The organism is Rhizobium tumorigenes, assembly GCF_003240565.2.
GTDB lineage: Bacteria > Pseudomonadota > Alphaproteobacteria > Rhizobiales > Rhizobiaceae > Rhizobium > Rhizobium tumorigenes.
In genome coordinates this window covers 1212762-1238409 of sequence record NZ_CP117255.1, presented here as the reverse complement: position 1 = coordinate 1238409, position 25648 = coordinate 1212762, and the positions used below count along the sequence as shown (strand labels likewise).

Genomic DNA, 25648 nt, shown 5'->3' with positions numbered 1-25648 from the left:
GTCAGTTCTTGTTGCCGCGATGCGGCGACGAAAGGGCGCGGTCGCTGTCAGCGGCGATAAAGTCGAGGATTTCCATCACTTCGGCGCAATCGGCAAACTCGGTGCGGATTGCAGCCGCATTTTCGCGGATCGAACCCTCGCCCTCGAACACCGCCTTGAAGGCGCGACGGACCATATGGATAATGGGCCGCTCGATACCCGCACGGGTCATGCCGACAACGTTAAGGCCGCCCAATATCCCCGGGTTGCCGTTCAACATGCCGTAGGGAATGACATCGTAATTGACCGCGGAGAGACCGCCGATGAACGCCTGGCGTCCGATGCGGGTGAACTGGTGCACGGCGCAGCCTCCGCCAAGGATGGCGCGGTCGCCGATGACCACATGCCCGGCCAGCATGACGTTGTTAGACATGATCACGTCGTTGCCCACCCTGCAATCGTGAGCGACGTGCGAATTGGCGAGAAACAGATTGTTGTTGCCGACGATCGTCTCTCCGCCAAACTCGGCGGTTCCGGCGTTCATCGTTACGCCTTCGCGGATCGTGCAGTTTTCGCCAACCGTCAGGCTGGTGTCCTCGCCGCCGTGATGGACGCTCTGCGGATCACCGCCGACGACCGCCATGGGGAAGATTTTGCAGCCTTTGCCGAGGGTCGTGCGGCCGGTGACGACAGCATTGTTTAGAAGCTGGACATTGTCACCCAGCACGACCTTGTGACCGACGAAGCAGAAAGGCCCAATAGAGACGCCTTCGCCCAGCACAGCGCCATCTTCGACGACGGCCATCGGGTGGATTGTGGCGCTCTTTGCTATGCCGCTCATGATTCTTCCTTGCGCACGATCATCGCGCCGATATCGGCCTCGGCAACCTTGTTGCCGTCAACCTTTGCATCACAATGAAACTTCCAGATATTGCCGCGCTGCCGTTGTTTCACAACGTGAAACTCCACACGGTCGCCAGGCACGACCGGCTTGCGGAAGCGCGCATTGTCGATCGTCATGAAGTAGACAAGACTGCCGCTCTGGCCTTCCTTGCGGGCGCAGATCGCGCCGGCCGTCTGTGCCATGCCCTCGATCAGCAGGACGCCGGGCATGATCGGCTGATCCGGAAAGTGCCCGGTGAAATGCGGTTCGTTGGCGGTCACGTTCTTGATGCCGATTGCGGAGTTGTCGCCGTCGATCTCGATGATCTTGTCAACGAGAAGAAACGGGTAGCGATGCGGCAGCAACTTCATGATCTCGATGATATCGGCCGATCCGAGTTCGGTCCCGGGTTGATCAGTCATCCTTGCCATCCCGTACCTTCTTGCGGCTTCCAATCTTGGCCATGGTCTCCGCCATCTCCCTCAGAAAATCTTTAATCGGCCGGGCCGGAACACCGCCGTAGCGACCACCCGGCGCCAGATCGAATATAACGCCGCTGCCGGCAGCAAGTTGCGCGCCGTCTCCGACATGGATATGACCGGCAACCCCGGCCTGTCCGCCTATCTGTACGCCGTCGCCGATGCGGGCACTGCCTGCGATACCGACCTGGCTGACAATCGCCGTGTGGCGTCCTATGCGGACGTTGTGGCCGATCTGTGCCTGGTTGTCGATCTTCGTTCCTTCGCCGATGACGGTGTCGTCCATCGTGCCCCGGTCGATTGTCGTGTTGGCGCCGATTTCGACGTCATCCTGGATGATGACGCGGCCGACCTGGACGATCTTCAGCATGCCGGCCGGACCTGGCGCATAGCCGAAACCGTCCTGACCGATGCGCGCGCCGTTATGGATGATGACGTTGTTGCCGATATAGGCGCAGAGAACGCTGGCGCCAGCGCTGATCGAGCAATTCCGGCCAATCTTGACTCCGGCACCGATAATGGCGCCTGCGCCGATCTGAGTCCCCTCGCCGATCTCGGCATTTGCGCCGACAACCGCCATCGGCTCGACCAGCACGCCGGCCTCGAGCCTTGCGGTGGGATCGACGAATGCGGACGACGAGATGCCGCTCTCAGCTGTTCCGACGGTTACAGCACGCATTGCAGCGGGGTGCAGCAAGGCGCCTGCAATCGCGAAGGCAGCATGGGGCTTTGAGGATAGTATGATCGGCACGTGCGGCGGAATGATCGACTGCATCGACGCATCGCAGATGATGGCGGCGGCGTTGCACGTCTTCAACTCATCCATATTCTTGCGAGAAAGAATATAGCAAACGTCGCCTTCGACCGCCCGGTACACAGGCGCTACAGAGCGAACGACACGGTCTGAAGACTTCTCATCGGCGACATCCGCCCCAAGATGTTTGGCCAGCTCCAGAAGGCTGACCCCAGCATGGGGCGGGAAAAAACGGTTATGTTCCATAAACAACAGCTCCAGGACGGTATTCTAACCCGTGGGTCTGGGCCTGCCGATATCAGAACTGGTTGGCAATGCCAAACCGGAACTGCTGAACCTTGTCGTAACTCTGCTTCATGACAGGCTGCGCATAGTCGACGCGCAGGACACCGAAGGGCGAGGCCCAGATTATGCCGAGGCCGAGCGATGCACGGATCGAGCTGTCGCTGTTGACGCTATCGCCAGAGGTATCCACCTTGTTACCGGTGAGGGTACCGGCATCCGCAAAGGCTGCAGCGCGCAGACCGATGTCCTGTGGAACGCCAGGCATTGGAACACTGGCTTCAGCAGAAGCTGTGAAGTAGGTGGTGCCGCCCAACGGGTCTTTGTCGCCATTCGCCGTGCGCGCGCCGATACCTGTGTTCTCAAAGCCGCGGATTTCACGACCGCCGATCTGGAACTGGTCGAATACGTTCAGCTTGCCGTTCGTTGGCAGCACATAGCCGGCGCCGAGAGTCAGCGATCCGATGATGTCGGCTTCGTCGCTCAGCGTCTTCACGAAGCGCGCCTTGCCGCTGATCTTGTAGAAATTCGAGTCGCCGCCGAGGCCTGCAAATTCATGTGTCAGCTTGGCAATGATACCGTCGCGAGGAAGGTTCTGGTCGTCGAGCGTGTTGTAGGTGAACGTCTGCGACACCGACGACTGAGTCCACGGACCGTCGTTGATGAGGTTCTGGTACGTGTTCGACAGGTGATCTTGCCAGTCGTTGGTGCCAGAGTAATCTATATGCTTGTAGTTGTAGCGAAGCGTGGTGGCCAGGTCTTCAGTGATCGGCGCGGTTACGCGGAGTGAGAAGCCCGCTTCGCTGTAGTCGTAGTAATCGTCGCTCGACGTCTGGTTCTTGAAGATATCGAAACCAGCGGCCAGACGGTAGCCGAGGAAATAAGGCTCGGTGAACGAGATATTATAGGTGCGCGAGCCTTCTGTGCCGGCACCCGCAGCGATGCGGATGTACTGGCCGCGACCGAGGAAGTTCTTTTCCTCGACGGAGGCTTCGAGAAGGATGCCGCCGTTGTTGCCGACAGAATAGCCTGCACCGACGCCGAACGAACCGGTAGACTGATCGACGACGTTGACAACGATGACGACGCGGTCAGGCGCGCTGCCCGGTGCCGTCGTGATGTTGACGTTGGTGAAATAGCCCAGAGCATCGAGGCGACGCTTGGCGCGCGTGATCATTTCCTGATTGAACGCATCGCCTTCGTTCAGGTCGAACTCGCGACGGATAACGTAGTCGCGGGTCCGGGTGTTGCCGCGGATCTCGATGCGTTCGACATATGCGCGTTCGCCCTGGTCAACCAGATATTCGACAGCAATCGTGTTATTCTGGAAGTTGCGCGTCCCACGGGGCGTAACGCGGGCGAAGGGATATCCGGCTGCGGCAACGCGCTTGGAGATCGCCTCGATCGACTTCTGGATATTCTTGGCGTTGTAGACTTCGCCGGCGGACGTGGAGATCAGGCCCTTGAGTTCGTCGGCATTCACGCCATCGACCGTCGACACGACGGAGATGTCGCCGAAGGTGTAACGTGGGCCTTCCTCGAGAGCAAAATTCATCGTGTAGGTGTTGGTCTGCTCGTCCAGCGTCGCGTCCGAGGACACGATGCGGAAGTCTGCATAGCCATGATTGTAATAGAACTGACGCAGCGTGTCTTCGTCGGCATGCTGCTTATCAGCGCTGTAGACGTCCTTGCGGGTCAGGAATGACAGGAAGTTAGTCTTCTTCGTCGCGATAACCGAAGCAAGGCGACCATCGCCATAGGCCTGGTTACCGGTGAAGTTGATCTTGTCGATCTTCGTACGGTCGCCTTCGTTGACAACAAAAGCGATATTGACGCGACCAGGAGCCACATTGACGATCTGCGTCGTCACGGTGACCTCGTTGCGACCGATGACTGCGTAGGCTTCCTTGATGGTCTTGATATCGTCGTTGACGATGTTCTGATCGAAAGGACCGGAAGCGTGCGTCTTGACGACACCCTGCAGCTTGTCATCCTTGATCTTGCGATTGCCGTTGAAAACCACCGCGTTGACGATCTGGTTTTCCTTGACGGAAACGACGAGCGTGCCGCCGGACACATTGATGTGGACGTCGGAGAAGTAACCCGTAGCGTAAAGCTGCTTTACGGAGTCATCGACGTCGGAACTGGTGAAACTAACACCGGGCTTGATCGTTATGTTGTCGCGAACAGCGTCCGCGCCAGAGCGGGATGCCCCGCGAACGTCGACCTTCTGGATGACGGCTGCTTCCGCGACAGAGGCGGATGCAAGGGTAAGGACGCCTGCGCCCGAAGCAACAATACCAGCAGACAGCGCAACCGCCGATACTGCGTTCAAAAACTTTGAACCAGCCTTCATGTACTTCTTACCTTTTCTCAGTCGTTCCTGATGTCGAGCAAACTCGATTCCGGCCACGTGTGTCGTTTTACCCGCTTTCAGCCTACAAGCAAGCGCGCGGGTTAATTTCTGTTTACTTCATTTGGAAACGTGTCTCATTCGCCACTACAGCTTTGAAACATCGTAAATAAAGCATTATTTCCGCTGTCCTGCCCTCATCCGATCAGGGCGCTGATATCGTTCCAGGTTGCGAAAACCATCAACGACAACACCATGAACAAACCGATGCGGAAAGCGACATCCTGCGCGCCGGCCCCAAGCGGTTTTCCCCTTACCGCCTCAATCGCATAGAACATCAGGTGGCCGCCATCAAGTACCGGCACAGGCATTAGGTTCAACAACCCAATGGAAACCGACAGAACGGCTGCCAACTGTAGCACGGCTGCAATACCCAGCGACGCCATCTGGCCGGAGGCCTGGGCGACACGGATGGGTCCGCCGAGCTGATCCGCCTTCATATATCCGCCGAGAAGATTGCCGATATATTCGAATGTCCCGGTGACGATATGGCCCGTCTGCCTGACGCCTTCGGCCACCGCGCCAAGCGGCGTGAAGGTTTCCTGGCGGAAATGACCCATCTCCTGGTTGGTAACGATGCCGATGATGCCGACTTCCATCTTGTTGCCGAACTGGTCGGTCATGACGGTCGAAAGCGGAACCATCGGGAAATCGCGCTTTTCGCCGCGCCGTTCGACGGTCACGACAATGTTGCGGCCAGGGCGGATGCTGACATAGCGGCGAACGTCGTCGAACGTCGTCACCTTGTCGCCGTCAATTGCCACAAGGAGGTCGCCTGGCTCGATCCCCGCCTGGGCGGCCGCGCTGTCCGGCTTGACCTCCGCTACCACAGGGTCGGCAACCTGGCGGCCGTAGATGGCAAACAGCACGGAGAAGATGGCTATCGCCAGGATAAAATTGGCAATCGGACCCGCTGCCACCGTAGCGGCGCGCTTCCAGAGCGCGGCGCCGACGAAGGACTGGGCACGTTCGGCGTCGCTCATGGCATAGACCGCATCGATGTCCGGCTTGCTGGAGGCGTCCTGGTCGCCGAAGAATTTCACATAGCCGCCGAGCGGGATGGCCGAAAGTTTCCAACGGGTGCCATGGCTATCCGTGTAGCCGGCAATCTCCGGGCCGAACCCGACGGAGAAGGCCAGGATGCGGATACCGGACCATCGGCCGACGAGGTAGTGGCCCATCTCATGGACGAACACCAGCAGCGATAGCACCAGCACGAAGGGCACGATGTAGCCTACCAGGAAGCTGACGATGCTCATTATGCTGCCCATGAACGTATCCTGTATGTTTTGATTTCAGACACCCAGCAACACGCCGCCCAAGGACGACATCTCGCCTCCCGCCATCAACGACAGCACGATAGCTAACAAGAAGCCTGCAAAACAAGCGAAAACGAGGCCGTCGGCGCGATCCATCACGCCACCATGTCCGGGAATGAGATCGCCGGAGTCCTTGACGCCGAAACGGCGCTTGATAAAGGACTCGAATAGGTCGCCGGCCTGACTGCAGACCGACAGTAGCAGAGCCACGAATACCACCCGGAGACCCGTGCCGGGAAAAAAGCACCAGACGACCGCCGGGCCGATGATCACTGCCGCCAGTGTGCCACCGGCGGCTCCCGACCACGTCTTGCCGGGGGAAATGCGCGGCGCAAGCTTCGGCCCGCGCAGCGCGCGACCGACAAAGTAGGCAAGGATGTCGGTTGCCCAGACGGTCGCAAAAACGAACAGCATCAATACGAAGCCGAGAAAGTCGTCGTCGCGGATTTCCGACATGGCGATAACCGTCAGGCCTGCATAGACGATGCCCGCCGGCAACCACCAGCTTTTTCGCCGGGCCGCAACGAGGCCCATGCTGAGAACCGTGAAAAGCAGCAGCGCACCGACTGCGTAGACCGATTCTCGCGCCAGCGTAGCGATGACAATGACACCGACGGCAAGCCAGCCGAGGGCAGCGCCGGGAAAGTCGCGATCCCGGAGGCCGGTGATGGTCGACCACTCGTAGTAGATGAGGAGCCCGATCACCGATGCCAGCAGCCGGAACGCCGAGCCGCCGTGCCAGGTGGCCAACAGGACCACGACTGCCATGACGACGCCCGAGATAATTCGAAGCCTGAGTTCGCGGCTCATTACAGACCCACAGCGGCGGTCGGCTTGGCCGACAGGGCGCCGAAGCGGCGATCACGAGCTGCATAGCGCTCGAGCGCGGACAGGAACAGGGCGCGGCTGAAATCCGGCCAGTAGTCAGGTACGAACATGAACTCGGAATAGGCAGCCTGCCACAGCAGGAAGTTGGAGAGCCGCTCCTCGCCGCTGGTGCGGATGATGAGGTCCGGGTCGGGAATTCCGGCTGTATCCAAGCGCCCGTCGATCAACGCCGGCGTGATATCCTGAGGCCGCAAACGTCCCGCCTCGACATCTTTGGCAAGGCTGACTATCGCGCGGGCTATCTCGTCGCGGGAGCCGTAGTTGAAGGCGATGACCAGCGTCAGCGCGGTATTGTTCTTGGTCGTCTCTTCCGCCTCGATCAGCAGCGGCAGGATGTCTCCCCGGAGGTTCTGGCGATCGCCGATCACGCGGATGCGGACATTCTGCCGGTGCAACTCGCTGAGGTCGCGACGGATGAATGCCTTCAGAAGCCCAAGCAGGTCGGTGACCTCGGCCTCTGGACGGCGCCAGTTCTCCGAAGAAAACGCAAACAAAGTCAGGTACTTGATACCGACATCGCCAGCAGCGCGAACGGTCTCGCGGACTGCGTCGACGCCCTTGCGATGCCCCATGGTGCGCGGCAGGCCACGCGCACTGGCCCAACGGCCGTTGCCGTCCATGATGATGGCGACGTGCTCGGGGACTATCATAAGGCTAGACTCTGACATGGGTATCCAGTTCGTTCGACGGCATGACGCTGGTTCGTGCAGACCTAAACCTGCATGATTTCCTTTTCCTTATCGATGAGCAAGCGGTCGATGTCGGAAATCGAGTCATCCGTCATCTTCTGCACGCGGTCCGATTTGGCGCGTGTTTCGTCCTGGCCGAGAGCCCCGTCCTTTTCAGCTTTCTTCAGGCCGTCCATGCCATCGCGGCGGACGTTGCGAATCGCAACCTTCGCCTTCTCGGCATATTCGTGGGCGACCTTGACGAGCGAGCGGCGACGCTCCTCGTTGAGTTCTGGCAGCGGAATACGCAGGTTCTGGCCATCCATGATCGGGTTGAGGCCGAGGTTCGATTCACGAATGGCGCGATCGACGGCGCTCACCATGGACTTGTCCCAGACGGAGACGGAGAGCATCCGGGCTTCCGGAATGGTGATGTTGGCAACCTGGTTCAGCGGCACGCGCGAACCGTAAGCATCGACCGTTACCGGATCGAGGATATTTGCCGACGCACGGCCGGTGCGCAGCGAGGCGATGTCGCCCTTGAAGGCGGAAATCGCGCCGTCCATGCGGCGCTTGATTTCGTTGAGGTCGGTGTTGCCACTCATGTCTTTACTCCCGTCGTCAATGCGGCGTCGATCCACGACGCCATGAGATCGTCAGTTGTCGGATACGACGGTCTTGTAGCCGCCGCCGGTCAGGATCTGGGCAAAGCCGCCCTTTTCATGGATAGAGAATACGATGATCGGGATGGAATTTTCGCGCGCCAGTGCGACGGCGGCGACGTCCATCACGGCCAGCCCCTTTTCCAGCACCTGGCTGTGGGTCAGATGTTCGAAGCGCGTCGCGTCCGGCACCTTCTTTGGATCGGCCGAATAGATGCCGTCGACCTGCGTCCCCTTGAAGATGGCCTGGGCGCCCATTTCCGCCGCGCGCAAGGCAGCAGCCGAATCGGTGGTGAAGAAGGGATTGCCGGTGCCGCCGGCAAAAATCACGACGCGGCCGAGCGACAGATGATAGAGCGTGGCGCGTTGCGAAAAGCTCTCGCAGATTTCAGGCATGGCGATGGCTGACAGCACCACGGTGTCGATTCCGAGCTTGCGCAAGGAAGTCGCCAGCGCCAGCGCGTTGATGACGGTTCCCAGCATACCCATGTGATCGCCGGTGACGCGGTCTCCGCCTTTGGAAGCCACGGCTACGCCGCGAAAGATGTTTCCGCCGCCGACAACCACGCCGACTTCGACGCCCATGTGGCAGGCTTCGGCAATGTCTGAGGCAATCCGGTCGGCAACTTCGACATCGATGCCAAAGCCCTGGGTCCCCATCAGAGCTTCACCAGACGCCTTCAGCAAGACGCGCTTGTAAATCGGCTCGGACATGGTTGCTCCTAAGATTGATCGTAAAAAGCCGGATACACGAAGGGCACCGCGTTGTCACGCGATGCCCTCTGGTTTTCCCGCAGTAAGCAGACCGACGATCAGCCCTTGGCGACGGCAGCGACTTCAGCTGCGAAGTCAGTCTCTTCCTTCTCGACGCCATCGCCGAGCAGCAGGCGTGCCATGCCAGTGATCTCGATCGGCGCGCCGACTGCCTTTTCGGCTTCCTTGATGGCAGCTCCAACGGTCAGGTCAGGGTTGATGACGAAAGCCTGCGACAGAAGAGCGACTTCCTCGAAGAACTTGCGCATGCGGCCATCGACCATCTTTTCGATGATGGCTTCCGGCTTGCCGGATTCGCGAGCCTGTTCGATGAACACGTTGCGTTCGCGCTCGGCAACGGCAGCATCGACATCTTCAGGACGCAGGGCGAGCGGTGCCGTGGCAGCGATGTGCATGGCAACCTGGCGACCGATGGCATTCAGCGCATCCTTGTCGCCGGTCGATTCGAGGGCAACGAGAACGCCGAGCTTGCCGAGGCCGTCGGAGACTGCGTTGTGGATGTAGGTCGAGACGACACCCGACGTTACCGACAGCAGAACCGTGCGACGCAGGTTCATGTTCTCACCGATGGTGCCGACGGCATCCTTGATGGTGTCGGCGACGGACTTCTCAGAATCCGGATAGGTCGCAGCGGCAACGGCGTCGACCGAGCCATCGGTCGTCAGGGCAACCTTGGCGATGTTGCGGACGATAGCCTGGAAGGCATCGTTACGGGCAACGAAGTCGGTCTCGGAGTTGACTTCCACGACAACGGCCGATGTGCCGGCGCTGGCAACGCCGATGAGGCCTTCGGCAGCCGTGCGGCCGGACTTCTTGTCAGCCTTGGAGATACCCTTGGCGCGCAGCCAGTCGATCGCGGCTTCCATGTCGCCGGCGGTCTCGGTGAGTGCCTTCTTGCAGTCCATCATGCCTGCGCCGCTCTTTTCGCGCAGTTCCTTTACCAGTGCAGCCGTGATTTCAGCCATTATTTGCCTCTTGTCGGTTGGTATGGTGCGCTGACGGCATCAGCCGGCGCGGCACCCGGTTTGAGGGACGAAATGTACCCCTATGCATGACAGCGTTATGAAAGCGCGCCACACGCAATGATTTTCAAACGATAGCACATCGGTGGATCGATGCCGAATGCCTTCGCCTGAAACAGGTAAGGCCGCTGAAACTTGCTCAAGTCACCAACGGCCTTATCTGAATTTCAGTCGCGGCCAGGCAGATTTTCATCCGCCTGCCGCTTGGTCAATCAAGCCTGCGGAGCAGGAGCAGCTTCTTCTTCCAGGGTCGGCTCGAGCGGTGCTTCGAAAGCAGCGCCGAGATCGCGGCCGGAAGAGCCCTGCTGACGGGCGATGCCGTCGATGGCAGCGCGCGAGATCAGTTCGCAATAGAGCGAGATGGCGCGCGAGGCGTCGTCGTTGCCCGGGATCGGGTAATCGATCTGATCCGGATCGCAGTTCGAGTCGATGATCGCAACAACCGGGATGCCGAGACGCTTTGCTTCGTCGATGGCAATCTTTTCCTTGTTGGTGTCGATGATGAACATCAGGTCAGGTGTGCCGCCCATGTCGCGGATACCGCCGAGAGCCTTGTCCAGCTTTTCGCGTTCGCGCTCGAGGTTGAGGCGTTCCTTCTTGGTGAAGCCCTGGGCGTCGCCGTTCAGGATCTCGTCGAGCTTGCGCAGGCGCTGGATCGAATTGGAGATGGTCTTCCAGTTCGTCATCATGCCGCCGAGCCAACGCGAGTTGACATAATACTGAGCCGAACGCTTTGCGCTGTCAGCGATGATTTCAGACGCCTGGCGCTTGGTGCCGACGAACAGGACGCGGCCGCCACGGGCAACGGTGTCGCTGACAACCTGCAGGGCGCGGCTGAGCAAAGGAACGGTCTGCTGAAGGTCGATGATGTGGATGTTGCTGCGGTCGCCAAAGATGTATGGCTTCATCTTCGGGTTCCAGCGGTGTGTCTGGTGGCCGAAGTGAACGCCGGCTTCGAGAAGCTGGCGCATAGAAAAATCGGGCAATGCCATGCCTGGGTTACTCCTTATCCGGTTGAACCTCCGCAAGGCGAACAGCATCTTCTAGGAAGATACCACCGGGTGGAACGGTCCGGATTTCTCCCGGACAATCCCTTGCCTCACGTGTGGAATGGGGTGCCCATACTCTTCCCAGAGCAGAAAGGCAAGCAGTGTCGTTAAAATTACGCAAGGCCAGAGCCTCGCGTGCCAAGGCCTAATTGCAGGCTTTGGCGTCCAGCATTTCCAGCTTGGTGAGCTTTCCCGTCAAGACGAAATCGCCATAGTCCATCGTCAGGTCGCGGGTGATGCCGTTCTCATAGAGCTTGAACGACATGCGGTAGACGGGCGTCGCGTCTCCATGGGCCTTCTCGTTGAAGTATGCGACTGTCACAGGCCAGAACGGCGTCTTGGCGAAGGCTCCCGCCTTGTCGGCGTCCGTGGTGTCGCCGGCCTTCGGCGTCTCCGCCTTGCCGACCACGGTGGTTGCGGCAAGCGACCGGTCGCCATCGTCCGACCCGTCGAAGACATGGGCCTCAAAGAAAGGCTTGCCGAGCTTGGCGTTGCGGATGATGTCGAGCATATGCTCGGTCGGGAAGCGGCTCTCGGCCAGATCGATCTGCTTGGCAGACGGCTGTGCCAGATCGACCTTGACGCCCTTGGCGCTGTCGGCGGCTGCACCACGGACATCCTTGTCAAGCGCGTCGTCGGTGAACGACTTCGTCTCGAACTTGAAAGTTCGCTTCGTCAGGTCCTCGAAGGTCGTCGTCTGCTGGTCGCTCATGCGGGTCGCGTCGCCAGTATCGATCTGGGTCACGAACCGGAAATTGGTGGTGAAGCCGGAGCAGTCAGAACCGGTGAATTCATAGACCATGCGACCGTACATGCCGGCGATACCGGAGCGATCGGTGGCGTCCTTGAGTTCGAGATCGTAGATCGCACGATGGGCCACCAGCCCGCTCGGACCGGCTGCCTGCGCCGTTGCAAAAGACAGGCAAAGAGCGCCTGTGCCGCCAAGGAGAACCGCGGCAAGACTCGAACGGAACATGCATTATCTCCTGTTGGACTCGCGCACGATGTTATAAGAACGCTTTCGGTTAAACAAAGGCAAGCGCCCCACATTGCGCGGATTGAGCGTTGATGACGGATTTTTGACGAAGTTACAACAAACGGGAGACGAAAATGTCCGACGAGATCAATGCCCGCCTGACCCAGTTGGGCATAACCCTGCCCCAGGCGGCAGCGCCAGCCGCCAACTATGTTCCCTACGTCATCAGCGGCAACATGCTTACGATATCGGGCCAGTTGCCGATGGAAAACGGCAAGGTCGCCGTCACCGGTCATCTCGGCCGAAACGTCGATGTAGCCACCGGTCAGCGAGCAGCGGAGCTTTGCGCCATCAACATCCTGTCGCAGGCGAGTGCTGCCCTCGGCGGTGATCTCGGCCGTATCAAGCGGCTGATCAAGCTCAACGGCTTCGTCGCCTCGGTGCCTGAGTTCGGCGAGCAGCACCTGGTCATCAATGGTGCCTCCAACCTGCTGGCAACCGTGCTCGGCGAGGCCGGAAAGCATGCCCGAGCAGCCGTCGGAATGGCTGCGTTACCGTTCAACGCTGCCGTCGAGATCGATGCCATCATGGAAATCGGCGAATGAGCGAGATCGCCTGGCTCACGGCGCAACCGGTTGCGCATCGCGGCTATCACGACATGAACAATACCGTCTGGGAGAATACGCTTTCGGCGTTTTCCCGCGCCATCGAGGCCGGGTTTGCGATCGAGTGCGACCTGCACTACGCCGCCGACGGCGTTCCGGTGGTCTTCCACGATGACGATCTGCAGCGGCTTTGCAACCTGCCGGGCGCACTGCGCGACCGCAGTTCGCAGGAACTGGGCCTGCTCTCGGTCGGTGGCACCAGGGACCGCATTCCGACGCTCAAAAAGCTACTGCAGCTCTGCGACGGCAAGGTGCCGCTGGTTCTCGAACTTAAAGGCAAGGTGGGCGAGGATGCCGGCTTTGCAGAGACGGTGCTGGAAGTGCTCGACGGCTACAAGGGCCATGTCGCGCTGATGAGCTTCGATCACTGGCTGCTCAAGGATCTGAAGGCGCTGAAGCCGCCCTACCCGGTCGGCCTCACCGCCGACGGTTTCAAGCCTGAGACGTTTTTTGCCCATGACGAAGCCATGCAACTGGGCCTAGACTTCATCTCGTATTTTCACGGCGACCTGCCGAACGATTTCGTGACGGCGCAGCGCCAGCGCGGCATACCGGTCATCACCTGGACCGTGCGCGACGAGGCGGGGATTAAGCGGACGCTCGCCAACGCCGACCAGATGACATTCGAAGGTTTCGACCCCAGGGAAAGCCCTATCCTCATCCATGACAGATGAACTCATCTTTCGCGCCGAACAATCTTTCAAATCCATCTCTCCGGAGGGCTGGTCCCGGCTTGCCGGGGCCTCGCGGTCCGGCAGCATCCTGCCCTACAATCCCTTCGTGTCGCATGCCTATCTCTCGTCACTGGAGGAATCCGGATCGGCGACCGAGAGGACAGGCTGGCTCGGGCACCATCTTTTGCTGGAAAAATCCGATGGCACCTTGCTCGGCGCCGTCGCCGGATATCTGAAAAACCACAGCCAGGGCGAATACGTCTTCGACCAGGGCTGGGCCGATGCTTTCGAGCGGGCCGGCGGTTCCTATTATCCCAAGCTGCAATGCGCAGTGCCCTTTACACCAGCAACCGGGCCACGGTTGCTGGTGGCCGAAGGCCAGGATCGGGACATGCTGCAGCCGGCACTGGCCGAAGGGCTCAAGGAAGTCACGCGGCAGATCGGCATTTCGTCGGCACACATCACCTTCCTGCCGAAAGCCGAGGTGGACCTGTTCGAGACGGATGGCTACCTACACCGTACCGACCAGCAGTTTCACTTCATCAACGATGGCTATGCCAACCACGACGCTTTTCTCGAAACGCTCGCCTCACGTAAGCGCAAGGGCCTGAAGAAGGAGCGACGGGCAGCACTCGAAGGCGGCATCACCATCGACTGGCTGACCGGCAAGGACCTCACCGAGGATATCTGGGATCAGTTCTTTACCTTCTACATGGACACCGGCAGCCGCAAATGGGGCCGACCCTACCTCACCCGTAAATTCTACTCGCTGATCGGCGAACGGATGGCCGACGACATCCTGCTGATCATGGCCAAGCGCGACGGCCGCTATGTTGCAGGCGCCATCAATTTCATCGGCGGCGATGCGCTCTACGGCCGCCATTGGGGCTGCATCGAGGATCACCCCTTCCTGCATTTCGAGGTCTGCTACCACCAGGCCATCGATTTCGCGCTTGCCAAGGGGCTGCAGCGGGTCGAAGCGGGAGCACAGGGAGAGCACAAGCTGGCGCGCGGCTACCTGCCCGTCACCACCCATTCGGCGCACTTCATCGCCCATCCCGGTCTGCGTCGGGCCGTCGGCGACTATCTCGAGCGCGAGCGGCAGGAGGTGGAGCACATGGGCGAGATCCTTGCCGAGCACAGCCCCTTCAGAAAGGGCGAGCGGCAGGATAACTGAACGCCGCCAAGACGGCAGCGGATCAACCCGAGGAGACGATTTCGATGACGAGTCCCGCCTACGACAGCAACAACATCTTTGCAAAAATCCTGCGTGGCGAAATTCCATCCCACAAGGTCTACGAGGACGATCACAGTTTCGCGCTGATGGATGTCATGCCGCAGGCACCCGGTCACACGCTGGTCATCCCCAAGCAGCCCTCGCGCAATCTGCTCGACGCTTTGCCCGAGACGTTGTCGCATCTGATTGTGGTGGTTCAAAAGGTCGCCATTGCCGTACAGAAGGCGTTCGAGGCCGATGGCGTCTACGTGGCGCAGTTCAACGAGCCATCCGCCGGGCAAACAGTCTTCCACCTGCATTTCCACATCGTCCCGCGCCACGACGGCACCGCGTTGAAGCCGCATTCCGGGAAAATGGAAGATGGCTCGGTGCTGGCGGAAAATGCGCGCAAGATCATCGAAGCGATGTCCTGAAGGCTGGGCGCGGAGTGGACGAGAGTGGTAGGTCATTCGTTTGTGATTTCGCGCCGAAGAGGCCTTCAAGCGCCCTGAGCGCCAATGCTTATGTCCCTTTACCGAGGCCTGATTGAGCGCCGCGCCGCTACTTTTTCCCTCATTCCTGTGCTCGTCACAGGAATCCAGCGCCGCTCGTCTGCGCGGCAGTAACTGTTTGAAGCGATCAAGAAGTGTTTCTCGCCCAAGGACTTGGCCGGCTGGATTCCTGTGACGAGCACAGGAATGAGGGAGGAGAGAGGGGCATCTCACGCAACGCTGGCCGTTGTGAGGAGATGCCGGGACGACCACAGAGCTGGCGGAGGTGGAAATTGCAGATCATCCTTTGTCGTCTGCGCTAAACCGTCTTCCTTAGGGGGAGATATCCTCCATCCAGGTTCGCCTCCCGTGCCCCTTCCAAAAACAAAAATGCCGCGCTTTTGACCCGGCATTTTCTTGGATAGTCGTTACTTCTTGCGTGGCACCTTCGGCACCGTCGATCCCTTACGGGCGGGCTTTGCTTCTTCGTCGCCGCCGACTGTGGCCTTCACCTTTTTGGGTGCAGGCTTGGGGCCGGTCGCGATGTCGGCATTCTCGACGTTTTCGGCAATCACCACGTCACCGTCTTCTACCTCGATCGTCGGATCGACGACCTCGGCTTCAGGCTTCGGCTTGATGCGTGCCGTCTCGGCGATGCATTCGAGAAGGATGCCGGGCTTGCCGTCTTCCTTCGGGCCGACCGTGACGTTGACCACGCCACCCTTCTTCAGCTTGCCGAAGAGGATCTCGTTGGCAAGCGGCTTCTTGATGTTCTCCTGGATAACGCGTCCGAGCGGGCGCGCACCCATTTTCTCATCATAGCCGTTTTCAGCCAGCCAATTGGTGGCATCGTCGTGCAGGTCAAAGGTGATGTTGCGTTCGGACAGCTGGGCTTCCAGTTGCATGATGAACTTCTGCACCACCTTGTAGATGACCTTGTTCGGCAGCGCTGCGAATGGAATGATCGCATCGAGGCGGTTGCGGAATTCCGGCGTGAAGAGCCTGTTCAGCGCCTCCTCGTCTTCTCCCGTCCGCTTTGCCGAGCCGAAGCCCATGGCAGCCTTTGCCATTTCAGATGCACCCGCATTCGTCGTCATGATCAGGATGACGTTGCGAAAGTCGATCTTCTTTCCGTTGTGGTCCGTCAGCGAGCCATGATCCATGACCTGCAACAGGATGTTGAAGATGTCCGGATGGGCCTTCTCGATTTCATCGAGAAGCACGACACAATGCGGATGCTGGTCGACGCCATCGGTCAAGAGACCGCCCTGGTCGAAGCCGACGTAGCCGGGAGGTGCGCCGAGCAGCCGCGAGACCGTATGACGCTCCATGTATTCCGACATATCGAAGCGCAGCAGTTCCACGCCGAGCGAAGAGGCCAGTTGCTTGGCGACCTCGGTCTTGCCGACGCCTGTGGGGCCCGAGAAGACGTAGGAACCGATTGGCTTGTCGGGTTCGCGAAGACCTGCACGGGCAAGCTTGATCGCCGTCGACAGGGCCTCGATGGCCGGATCCTGACCGTAGACGACCGAACGCAGTTCTTTTTCCAGGTTGGCGAGAACCATCTCGTCGTCCTTGGAGACCGACTTCGGTGGAATACGCGCCATCGTCGCGATCGTTGCTTCGATTTCCTTCTCGGTGATCAGCTTGCGACGCTTGGACGGCGGCAGCAACATCTGGGCTGCACCCGTTTCGTCGATGACGTCGATCGCCTTGTCCGGCAGCTTGCGGTCGGACAGGTAGCGAGCCGACAGTTCGACGGCCGACTTGATCGCTTCGTTGGAGTAACGCAGATGATGGTACTCCTCGAAATAGGGCTTCAAGCCCTTCATGATTTCGATGGCATCCTCGATCGACGGTTCGACGACGTCGATCTTCTGGAAGCGGCGTACGAGTGCCCGGTCCTTTTCGAAGAACTGACGGTATTCCTTGTAGGTCGTCGAGCCGATGCAACGGATCGCACCGGAAGACAAGGCTGGCTTCAGGAGGTTCGATGCATCCATCGCGCCGCCGGACGTGGCCCCGGCGCCGATCACAGTATGGATCTCGTCGATGAACAGCACGGAGCCCGGATATTCCTCGAGTTCCTTGACGACCTGCTTCAGGCGCTCTTCGAAGTCACCGCGATAACGGGTGCCGGCGAGCAGCGTGCCCATGTCGAGTGAAAAGATCGTTGCATCCTGCAGCGCTTCCGGAACCTTGCCCTCGACAATGCGCTTGGCAAGACCTTCGGCAATTGCGGTCTTGCCGACGCCGGGGTCGCCCACATAGAGGGGGTTGTTCTTGGAGCGCCGGCACAGGACCTGGATGGTTCGGTTGACCTCAGAGTGGCGGCCGATCAGCGGATCGATCTTGCCTGTCTTGGCCTTCTCGTTGAGGTTGACGCAATAGGCCTTGAGAGCGTCCTGCGTTTTCTTTGGTCCGCCTTCTTCCTGCTCGCCGCGCGATGTCGGCTTGCTTTCGGCATCGCCATCGTCGACGCCGCGCGGAGACCGGACCTGGGAGGAGCCCGGGCGCTTGCCGATGCCGTGCGAGATGTAGTTGACCGCGTCGTAGCGGGTCATTTCCTGCTCCTGCAGGAAGTATGCGGCATGGCTTTCGCGCTCGGCAAAGATGGCGACGAGAACGTTGGCGCCCGTCACTTCCTCACGGCCCGAAGACTGCACATGGATCACGGCCCGCTGGATGACGCGCTGGAAGCCGGATGTCGGCTTGGAGTCTTCGTCATATCCGGTGATCAGGTTCGATAGTTCGTTGTCGACATATTCGATCAGCGTCTTGCGAAGCGAATCGAGGTCGACATTACAGGCGCCCATGACTGCCGCTGCATCTGCGTCGTCTACCAACGCCAACAGCAGATGTTCGAGTGTGGCATATTCATGATGCCGCTCGTTCGCGTATGTCAGTGCCTGATGCAGTGCCTTCTCGAGACTAGGCGAAAATGTTGGCACGTCAGATCCTCACTTCTTTTCCATAACACATTGCAGCGGGTGCTGGTGCTGCCGAGCGAAGTCCATCACTTGGCTTACCTTGGTCTCCGCCACTTCATATGTAAATATTCCACATTCGCCCACACCGTGATTATGAACGAGCAGCATAATACGGGTGGCTCCCTCGCGGTCCTTCTGGAAGAAACGCTCCAGAATGTGGATCACGAATTCCATTGGTGTGTAGTCGTCATTCAATATCAGCACGCGGTATAGATTGGGCTTCTTCGTCTTGGCTTTCGTCCGCGTAATGACCGAGGTCTCGCGATTACCGTTGCCCCCGTTCCTTTCGCTATCCTTCTGCATCCGGATCGGCTTGGCGATCATAGTCGTTCATTCCTCAAAGCACTCGGCGGGTATCGTTCAATTGCAAATCACCGGCCGAATATCCGAAACCCTAACTTAGTTCATATTGGCGGGATTTTAAGCCCCCCGCTCAACACTGCAATCACAATTCGTCTTCAAACAGGGCCACACCCTAAAAATCGCCCGAAAACAACGATCATGCCCGAACAAAAATGCAAGAGACCGGCGCGCGCTGCACGACCGGTCTTCTGGATGGCCTCTTGTACTGTCTTCCGTCGCCGCAATCAGGCGCCGCCGTTGGCCGAATCCCCGACGTTACCACTTGATCTGGCAGCAGCTTTTCGGGCGGGGTCGTATACCGACTTGGCAAGACCGGCATACATCTCGCCGATCTTCGCCGCCTCGGCGACAAAGCCCTCGTAGGTGGATTTCGCGAAATTGCTCTGAAGCTCCAAGGCAGCGTCAAGGCTGGTCACACTCGACAGCGTGCCGACATGCGACACTGCGTCCTCGAATGATTTCTTGGAATAGCCAGCCGCCTCTGCGGCAATGGCCTGCACGCTCATGGCGGCCTGGGTGTAATTCCTCAGCGCCTCGTCGATAGCGTCGGTGTCGGGCACAGCGTTCTGTTTGTCGTTCATCATAGGGTCCTCCAACCATAGTCAATTGGAGAAAAATTAGGTGCACTGCACAAATAGTCAACCGTATCGACGATTTTGCGCATCACCTTGAGTTGTAGGACAGGTCAAATATCGCGGCATTGATGCCCGTTCCACTTGATCTCTCAGGGTCCTGAACCAGCCGCCGAAGCGGCCGGTTGGCATCTATAGATCAAAGATCGACCTCGAGGATTGCCATTGAGAAATTGTAGGAACGATCGCCATCCTCGTCGTCGACATAGACGAGCCCCAGGAATTCGTCGCCGAGGTAGACTTCGGCCGAATCGTCCTTGCGAGGACGCGCCTTGACCGCCATCAGCGGATTGAGGCTGCGTTTGAAATAGGCGTCGAGCTTCTTGATTTCGTCTGGCTTCACGATTGATCTCCGTAACCGTAGATTGGGGGCGGGTTGTTGCATGGGAAAAGCGGCAATGTAAAGACAAAGGCGGCCCTCAGCCGCCTTACCGCCGGGAGCATGGCGGCTCGGTCAGATGCCGGCGCCGATAATCTGGTCCATGATGCGCGATGGCTCGGAGCAACCGGCGGTTCCGACGACCTTGGCCGGCACACCGGCGACGGTGGTGTTCGGCGGTACTTCCTTCAGCACCACGGAGCCTGCCGCGATCCGCGAGCAATGGCCGATGGCGATATTGCCGAGGATCTTGGCGCCGGCGCCGATGAGCACGCCGTTGCCGATCTTCGGGTGACGATCGCTGCCTTCCTTGCCGGTGCCGCCAAGGGTGACGCCGTGGAGGATGGACACGTTATCGCCGATGACGGCCGTCTCGCCGACGACGAGGCCCGTGGCATGGTCGAGGAAGATGCCCTTGCCGAGACGCGCGGCCGGATTGATGTCGGTCTGGAAAACGCTCGATGCACGGCTCTGCAGGTAGAGCGCAAAATCCCGGCGGCCGCGATTGAGCAGCCAGTGCGCAAGCCGGTGCGTCTGGATCGCCTGGAAGCCCTTGAAATAGAGTACCGGCTCCATGAAGCGGAGGCAGGCCGGATCGCGGTCGTAGAACGCCTGGATGTCGACGCGCAGGACTGCTCCCCATTCCGGCCAATCCGTCAGCATTTCGTCGAACGTCTGGCGCAAGAGGATCGCCTGGATATCGGGATGATCGAGGCGCTCGCAGATCCGGTAGATCACGCATTCCTCCAGCGACCGGTGATTGACCACGGTCGAATAGAGGAAAGCGGCCAGCACAGGATCCCGTTCGGCCGCAGCCCGCGCTTCGTCGCGCATGCTGTCCCATATGGGGTCGACCGTCTTGACGCTGTCGATATGGCGAATATCCGATGTCGCTACCATGGGTCGCGTCCTCTTTCCGTATTGGAAGATCGTTATATAGAGCAAGATCAGAGCAATATAAATGGGTGACGCAGGCTCAATCTTTGGAATGGATTTGCTGGACCTAAGCCAAGATCTCGCCACCCGGCCGGCTGCCACCATCTTCCAGCGCTACGCGCTGGTAGAATTCCAGTACTGCCGCCTTGAAGACGCGGTCGCCGACGGCAAGCATATGATCGCGACCCGGTATATCGAGGGCTTGCGCATGCTGCATCAGCGCTGCGAGTTCCTGCGGCGAACCGGCGATGTCGTCCTTGGTACCGACACCGATCAGGGTCGGCGCCGCAATCGTTCCCATGTCGTCCCGGCTGATGAGATCTCGGGAACCGCGAATGCAGGCAGCAAGCGCAACGCGGTCGCTTTTCGTCTGGTCGGCAAAGCTGCGGAACATCCGGCCTCGGGCATGCTCCACGGTCTCCAGTGACGGCGCCAGAAGCGCATCGGCAATCGGGTCCCAGTCGCCGACGCCATCCGTCATGCCGATCCCGAGGCCGCCGAGCACCAGCGAGCGGACCCTCTCTGGCCGGGCGAGCGCCAGGAAGCTGGAAATACGGGCGCCCATCGAATAGCCCATCACATGGGCGCGCGCGATGCCCAGATGATCGAGAAGCGCCGACGCATCCTCCGCCATGACCCAGGGGCGATAGGCGTCCGGCTCATGTGGTTTGCCGCTGGCGCCGTGGCCGCGATTGTCGAGAGCGATGACCCGGTAGCCCGCCTCGCCCAGTGTCTTCAGCCAGCCGGGATAAACCCAGTTGACTGCGGCAGTCGAAGCGAAGCCGTGTATCAGCAGGACTAGGGGAGCCTTGCGCTCACCTTCGTCAAAATAGGCCAACTCAAGGTCGTCACGGCGGAAGGTGGAGAAATCGGGGGCGTTGAGGTTCATGGTATCGTTCCTGTGTCGACGCCCTTCCTAAATTATCGACGCCGCCCGGTGAACCCTGCCCTGCACAAAATCTGGTGAGGCACAAAATCTGTCACGTCGCCTTGCGTTTCGCACTACACAACCCGGTCGAAGGATTATAAGGTCGCGACACTTATCAGAAGCTTTTGGAGATCCGCATGGCCGGCCATAATATTCCGCATTTCCAGAACGACGGCGGCCATCGGGTGATCGAGATCGGCGTCAAGGAGTTCATGTGCACCGGCGCGTCCTCCCCCTTCGACCATCCGCATATCTTCATCGACATGGGCGACGATAACGAAAAAGTCTGCTCCTATTGCTCGACCCTTTATCGCTATAACGCCTCGCTGAAAGCCGATCAGACCAATCCGACTGGCTGTGTCTTCGAGTTCAGGGCCGCTTGACCCAACCGGAGCGGACGCTCCAATGCCCTTGAGAAACGTCGCGATCATCGGTGCCGGCATCGCCGGGCTGACCACAGCGCTGTCTTTTGCCCGGCACGGGATCGAATCAGATATTTTCGAGAGGTCCGAGACGCTGACTGAGGTCGGCGCCGGCCTGCAGATATCGCCGAACGCATCGCGGATCCTCGATGAACTCGGCCTGCTCGGCGAGCTTGCCGACTTGTGGCTCGAGCCGGAGGCCATCCGCCTCGTTTCCGGACGCTCGCTACACCAGATCGCTGCCGTGCCGAGCGGTGGCTTTGCGCGCCTCCGCTGGGGCGCACCCTACGGCGCCCTGCACCGCGCAACCCTGCAAGGCGTCCTGTTGCGGGCCGTGCAAGCCAATCCGCTCTGTCGCCTGCATTTCGGCGCAGGCTTCGATGCCTCGGCACCGGATGCCCTGTGGCCAGGCGGACGGAAGCCGGAGCTGATCGTTGGCGCCGACGGTGTCTGGTCTAAGGTGCGCAGCAGCGTGGCTGGCAGCGGCAACCCGAGATTTTCCGGCAACATCGCCTGGCGCTTCATGGTCCCAGAGGCCGAAGCCCCGGCAAGTCTCGATCGTACCAGCGTGACCGCCTATCTGGGGCCCGCCGCACATCTCGTCTGTTATCCGCTGAAAGAGGCGTCAGCCTTCAACTTCGTGGCGATCTGCGCCGGCGGTGGCGTCGGGAACGATTGGAGCGCCGCCGCGAGTCCTGCGCAGCGCACGCTGTTGCGCCAGCATTTTGCCGGCTGGAACAGTGACCTGTCTGATCTGCTCGATCGGCAGGAGGATCCCACGGTGTGGCCGCTCTATGAGGTTGGCGCGGGACGCTGGCACAACGACCGTGACACAGTGCTGATCGGCGACGCCGCTCATGCGATGATGCCGTTTGCCGCGCAGGGGGCAGCCATGGCGATCGAGGATGCCTTCGAACTTGCCGGGACTGTCAGCCGTCAGCGGTTGGCGGAAGCGCTGGTCGCGTTCGAGGCGAGGCGCGAGCCGCGGATTGCCCGGCTGCGCAAACGCGCCGCCTTCAACCGCTTTGCCTACCATGCGCGGGGACCGATCCGGCTTGGTCGTGACCTGGTCCTTTCGCTGCGCCCGCCGCAAACCCTTGCGGCGGATCTAGACTGGATCTTTGACTACCGCGCCATCGGCTGATCAGACGGCCGCTGCCGCAGCAAGGCCTCTCTCGATGTCGGCCTTGACGTCGGCAACATCCTCGAGCCCGATCTGCAGGCGCAGCACCGGACCCTCCTTGGGTGCCTTGCAGATCCGCCGGTCACCGAGGTTGACGTGAACGGCAAGGCTTTCGAACCCACCCCAGGAATAGCCGAGGCCGAAGATCGATAGGGCGTCGAGGAAGGCATGCGCCTTGGCCCGGAACATGTCCGGCGTGTCGACGGCGAGCACGATCGAGAAGATGCCGCTCGAACCCGTAAAGTCGCGCTTCCAGAGATCGTGGCCCGGAAAGCTCGGCAGCGCCGGATGCAGCACGCGCGCGACATCCTCCCGGCTCTCCAGCCATTCTGCGAGCGCCAGCGCGCTCTGCTGGTGCCGCTCGAGGCGGATACCCATCGTTCTAAGCCCGCGCAGCACCTGGTAGGCATCGTCAGGGGCGCCGCAGATGCCAAGCGCGATCCGGGCGTCGTGCAGCTGCTGCCAATGGGCCGCATTCGCCGAGACGGTGCCCATGAGCACATCCGAATGGCCAGCGGGATACTTGGTCGCGGCGTGGATCGAGATGTCGACGCCATGGTCGAGGGGCTTGAAATAGAGTGGCGTGGCCCACGTATTGTCCATCGTCACGACGCAACCGTGGCTGTGGGCGACGGCTGCGATCGCCGAGATATCCTGCATCTCAAAGGTGTTCGAGCCCGGCGCTTCCGTGTGCACCAGCCGAGTATTCGGCTTGATCAACTGCTCGATACCGGCGCCGACCAGCGGGTCGTAGTAATCCACCGCCACCCCTAGGCGCTTCAGCATCGTCTCGCAGAAGTTGCGGGTCGGGGTATAAACGGAATCGACGATCAGGGCGTGGTCGCCGGCCGAAAGGAACGCCAGAAACGGAACCGTAATGGCAGCAAGGCCGGAGGGCACAATAATGGTCCCTGCCGAGCCCTCGAGCTCATCGATTGCCTCGCAGAGCGCATCCGTCGTCGGCGTCCCGCGTGTGCCGTAGGTATACTTCTGTTCGCGGGTCTCCATCGCACGGGCATTGGGAAACAGCACAGTCGATGCGTGGACAACCGGCGGGTTGACGAAACCGTAGTAGTCGGAAGGCTTCGGCCCAGCATGCGACAAACGCGTATTGATGCCGGCGTTTTGCAGGAAACTCTTGTTTTCGATCATCTTAATAACTGCCTCGGGCCTATCGGAGAGCCTGACTTGTGGCTGGCGAAAACGATGTCGTCAAGCCTCGCGGGCAAGCCGGTCCGACAGGCCAACGCAACCTGCCCTTTGCAACCGCCGCGAGGATCTGACTATTTAATTCGCAGCCCAAGCCCATTCATTATGCATGCGCTCATTGTCCGGTCAAAAACCGAGAAAACACTTTCGGAAATCATGTTTATCGTGACCGAGGGTTGACCGTGACCGAATTTGCGATTGTGATGTCGGCACTCACGCCGGGGGGCAAACCAACGTCACCAACGAAAAGTTGTGCCAACGCGTGAAGAGGTTCAAATATAACAAGAGAACAACAAAGGTTGGGAAAACAATGAGCAGCAAGATTCTGACAGGTGCGGTCGGCGCGGCGATCTTCGTCCTTGGTGCATCCTATTCGCACGCTGGCACGCTTGACGATGTCAAGAAGAAGGGCTTCGTGCAGTGCGGTGTCAACGGCTCGAACCTGGCTGGCTTCGGCGCGCAGGATTCGTCTGGCAAATGGTCCGGTCTCGACGTCGACCTCTGCAAGGCAGTTGCAGCCGCCGTCTTCGGCGACGTTTCCAAGGTCAAGTACACCCCGCTTTCGGCCAAGGATCGCTTCCCGGCGCTTCAGTCAGGCGAAATCGACATTCTTGCCCGTAACACGACCTGGAGCGCCAGCCGTGACAGCCAGCTCGGCTTCGATTTCCGTGCGGTCAACTACTATGACGGCCAGGGCTTCATGGTCCACAAGGCAATCGGCGTGAAATCTGCTCTCGAACTGTCGGGCGCTGCCGTCTGCGTCCAGTCCGGCACGACGACCGAACTCAACCTCGCCGACTACTTCAAGGCCAACAAGCTCGAATACAAGCCTGTCGTGTTCGAGAAGCAGGAAGAAGTCGACGCCGCCTATTCGTCCGGCCGTTGCGACGTCTACACAACAGACCAGTCGGGCCTGTACTCGATCCGCCTGTCGCTCGCCAATCCCGACGACAACATCGTCCTTCCGGAAATCATTTCCAAGGAGCCGCTCGGCCCGGCCGTTCGCCAGAACGACTCCAAGTGGTTCGACGTGGTTTCCTTTGCCCACTACGCCATGGTTTCCGCTGAAGAGTTTGGCATCACTCAGGCAAATGTTGATGAAATGGCAAAGTCCGAAAATCCGGACATCAAGCGCTTCCTCGGCCAGGAAAAAGACGAGACGATCGGCAAGGATCTCGGACTTGACGAGAAGTGGGCTTACAACATCGTCAAGCTCGTCGGCAACTACGGCGAAGTGTTCGAACGCAACGTCGGCGAAGGTAGCCCGCTGAAGATCAAGCGCGGCCTCAACGCTCTCTGGAACAAGGGCGGCCTGCAGTACTCGCCGCCGATCCGCTAATCACCGACTGACCACGCTGCGGGAGCCCATGCTTGGTTCCCGCAGTCGAACTATAACGCCCAGAAAGGGCGAG

Annotated in this window: 26 protein-coding genes; 7 read left to right on the top strand and 19 right to left on the bottom strand. The window is 59.9% G+C overall.

From position 1 onward, the window contains the following. Position 1: 1 nt before the first annotated feature. The 12 genes from lpxA to PR017_RS06155 all read right to left on the bottom strand — a co-directional run bounded on the left by lpxA (position 2) and on the right by PR017_RS06155 (position 12148). Complete coding sequence (gene lpxA, locus PR017_RS06210) at positions 2–820, bottom strand: acyl-ACP--UDP-N-acetylglucosamine O-acyltransferase (RefSeq protein WP_111215531.1); 819 nt, start codon at positions 818–820, stop codon at positions 2–4. Further along, positions 817–1284 carry a 3-hydroxyacyl-ACP dehydratase FabZ gene (gene fabZ / locus PR017_RS06205; protein ID WP_111215530.1) on the bottom strand — a complete coding sequence of 156 codons (468 nt, stop codon included), beginning with the start codon at positions 1282–1284 and terminating at the stop codon, positions 817–819. The genes lpxA and fabZ overlap by 4 nt, the downstream gene beginning before the upstream one ends. Continuing rightward, a complete protein-coding gene (gene lpxD, locus PR017_RS06200) occupies positions 1277–2341 on the bottom strand; it encodes a UDP-3-O-(3-hydroxymyristoyl)glucosamine N-acyltransferase (RefSeq protein WP_111215528.1) in 1065 nt (354 codons plus the stop codon). Before lpxD ends, fabZ begins: the two co-directional genes overlap by 8 nt. 52 nt (positions 2342–2393) lie before the next feature. Then, complete coding sequence (gene bamA / locus PR017_RS06195) at positions 2394–4733, bottom strand: outer membrane protein assembly factor BamA (RefSeq protein WP_111215526.1); 2340 nt, start codon at positions 4731–4733, stop codon at positions 2394–2396. 194 nt (positions 4734–4927) lie between these two features. Further along, positions 4928–6061 (bottom strand): RIP metalloprotease RseP, encoded by a 1134-nt coding sequence (gene rseP / locus PR017_RS06190; protein ID WP_111215524.1) that lies wholly within the window; start codon positions 6059–6061, stop codon positions 4928–4930. Between the two features lie 24 nt (positions 6062–6085). Continuing rightward, the gene (locus tag PR017_RS06185; RefSeq protein ID WP_111215523.1) at positions 6086–6919 is read right to left on the bottom strand and encodes a phosphatidate cytidylyltransferase; all 834 of its coding nucleotides are present in this window, start codon (positions 6917–6919) and stop codon (positions 6086–6088) included. Next, positions 6919–7665, bottom strand: a complete 747-nt coding sequence (locus PR017_RS06180; protein ID WP_111215521.1) for an isoprenyl transferase — start codon at positions 7663–7665, stop codon at positions 6919–6921. Before PR017_RS06180 ends, PR017_RS06185 begins: the two co-directional genes overlap by 1 nt. 44 nt (positions 7666–7709) lie before the next feature. Next, a complete protein-coding gene (frr, locus tag PR017_RS06175) occupies positions 7710–8270 on the bottom strand; it encodes a ribosome recycling factor (RefSeq protein ID WP_111215519.1) in 561 nt (186 codons plus the stop codon). Between the two features lie 51 nt (positions 8271–8321). After that, positions 8322–9041 carry a UMP kinase gene (pyrH, locus tag PR017_RS06170; RefSeq protein WP_111215517.1) on the bottom strand — a complete coding sequence of 240 codons (720 nt, stop codon included), beginning with the start codon at positions 9039–9041 and terminating at the stop codon, positions 8322–8324. Positions 9042–9139: 98 nt separating this feature from the next. After that, positions 9140–10066, bottom strand: a complete 927-nt coding sequence (tsf, locus tag PR017_RS06165; protein ID WP_111215516.1) for a translation elongation factor Ts — start codon at positions 10064–10066, stop codon at positions 9140–9142. 269 nt (positions 10067–10335) lie between these two features. Next, complete coding sequence (rpsB, locus tag PR017_RS06160) at positions 10336–11115, bottom strand: 30S ribosomal protein S2 (RefSeq protein WP_111215514.1); 780 nt, start codon at positions 11113–11115, stop codon at positions 10336–10338. A 202-nt stretch (positions 11116–11317) separates the two neighbouring features. Then, positions 11318–12148 carry a cell envelope integrity EipB family protein gene (locus PR017_RS06155; RefSeq protein ID WP_111215512.1) on the bottom strand — a complete coding sequence of 277 codons (831 nt, stop codon included), beginning with the start codon at positions 12146–12148 and terminating at the stop codon, positions 11318–11320. A gap of 134 nt (positions 12149–12282) precedes the next feature. Here PR017_RS06155 and PR017_RS06150 point away from each other — a divergent pair, with 134 nt between their 5' ends. From PR017_RS06150 to PR017_RS06135, 4 genes are read left to right on the top strand one after another with little or no spacing between them, the layout of a single operon-like run. Then, on the top strand, positions 12283–12753 hold the full coding sequence (locus PR017_RS06150) for a RidA family protein (protein WP_111215511.1): 471 nt from the start codon (positions 12283–12285) through the stop codon (positions 12751–12753). Further along, complete coding sequence (locus PR017_RS06145; protein WP_111215509.1) at positions 12750–13487, top strand: glycerophosphodiester phosphodiesterase; 738 nt, start codon at positions 12750–12752, stop codon at positions 13485–13487. Before PR017_RS06150 ends, PR017_RS06145 begins: the two co-directional genes overlap by 4 nt. After that, positions 13477–14664, top strand: a complete 1188-nt coding sequence (locus tag PR017_RS06140) for a GNAT family N-acetyltransferase (RefSeq protein WP_111215508.1) — start codon at positions 13477–13479, stop codon at positions 14662–14664. The genes PR017_RS06145 and PR017_RS06140 overlap by 11 nt, the downstream gene beginning before the upstream one ends. 44 nt (positions 14665–14708) lie before the next feature. Further along, positions 14709–15137, top strand: coding sequence for an HIT family protein (locus tag PR017_RS06135; protein WP_111215506.1), 429 nt, complete (start codon positions 14709–14711; stop codon positions 15135–15137). Positions 15138–15622: 485 nt separating this feature from the next. Here PR017_RS06135 and clpA read toward each other — a convergent pair whose 3' ends face one another. The 6 genes from clpA to PR017_RS06105 all read right to left on the bottom strand — a co-directional run bounded on the left by clpA (position 15623) and on the right by PR017_RS06105 (position 21383). Then, a complete protein-coding gene (gene clpA / locus PR017_RS06130; protein WP_111215504.1) occupies positions 15623–18145 on the bottom strand; it encodes an ATP-dependent Clp protease ATP-binding subunit ClpA in 2523 nt (840 codons plus the stop codon). 9 nt (positions 18146–18154) lie between these two features. Beyond that, positions 18155–18508, bottom strand: coding sequence for an ATP-dependent Clp protease adapter ClpS (clpS, locus tag PR017_RS06125; RefSeq protein WP_111215503.1), 354 nt, complete (start codon positions 18506–18508; stop codon positions 18155–18157). A 263-nt stretch (positions 18509–18771) separates the two neighbouring features. Continuing rightward, complete coding sequence (locus PR017_RS06120; RefSeq protein ID WP_111215501.1) at positions 18772–19131, bottom strand: phasin family protein; 360 nt, start codon at positions 19129–19131, stop codon at positions 18772–18774. Positions 19132–19318: 187 nt separating this feature from the next. Then, on the bottom strand, positions 19319–19522 hold the full coding sequence (locus tag PR017_RS06115) for a DUF3126 family protein (RefSeq protein ID WP_111215499.1): 204 nt from the start codon (positions 19520–19522) through the stop codon (positions 19319–19321). A gap of 111 nt (positions 19523–19633) precedes the next feature. Further along, positions 19634–20458 carry a serine O-acetyltransferase gene (cysE, locus tag PR017_RS06110; protein WP_111215498.1) on the bottom strand — a complete coding sequence of 275 codons (825 nt, stop codon included), beginning with the start codon at positions 20456–20458 and terminating at the stop codon, positions 19634–19636. A 103-nt stretch (positions 20459–20561) separates the two neighbouring features. Further along, positions 20562–21383, bottom strand: a complete 822-nt coding sequence (locus PR017_RS06105) for an alpha/beta fold hydrolase (protein WP_111215496.1) — start codon at positions 21381–21383, stop codon at positions 20562–20564. A gap of 176 nt (positions 21384–21559) precedes the next feature. On the opposite strand from PR017_RS06105, the gene PR017_RS06100 reads away from it, so the two are divergent. Both PR017_RS06100 and PR017_RS06095 read left to right on the top strand, forming a co-directional pair. Continuing rightward, the gene (locus PR017_RS06100) at positions 21560–21805 is read left to right on the top strand and encodes a zinc-finger domain-containing protein (RefSeq protein WP_111215494.1); all 246 of its coding nucleotides are present in this window, start codon (positions 21560–21562) and stop codon (positions 21803–21805) included. A gap of 22 nt (positions 21806–21827) precedes the next feature. Beyond that, positions 21828–22988: an FAD-dependent monooxygenase gene (locus PR017_RS06095; RefSeq protein ID WP_111215493.1), complete on the top strand. Its 1161-nt coding sequence runs from the start codon at positions 21828–21830 to the stop codon at positions 22986–22988. Here the strand turns inward: PR017_RS06095 and PR017_RS06090 are convergent, their stop codons facing one another. Continuing rightward, positions 22989–24179, bottom strand: coding sequence for a cystathionine beta-lyase (locus tag PR017_RS06090; RefSeq protein WP_111215491.1), 1191 nt, complete (start codon positions 24177–24179; stop codon positions 22989–22991). 367 nt (positions 24180–24546) lie between these two features. On the opposite strand from PR017_RS06090, the gene PR017_RS06085 reads away from it, so the two are divergent. Then, positions 24547–25575 carry an amino acid ABC transporter substrate-binding protein gene (locus PR017_RS06085; protein ID WP_111215489.1) on the top strand — a complete coding sequence of 343 codons (1029 nt, stop codon included), beginning with the start codon at positions 24547–24549 and terminating at the stop codon, positions 25573–25575. The last annotated feature ends 73 nt before the right edge of the window (positions 25576–25648 follow it).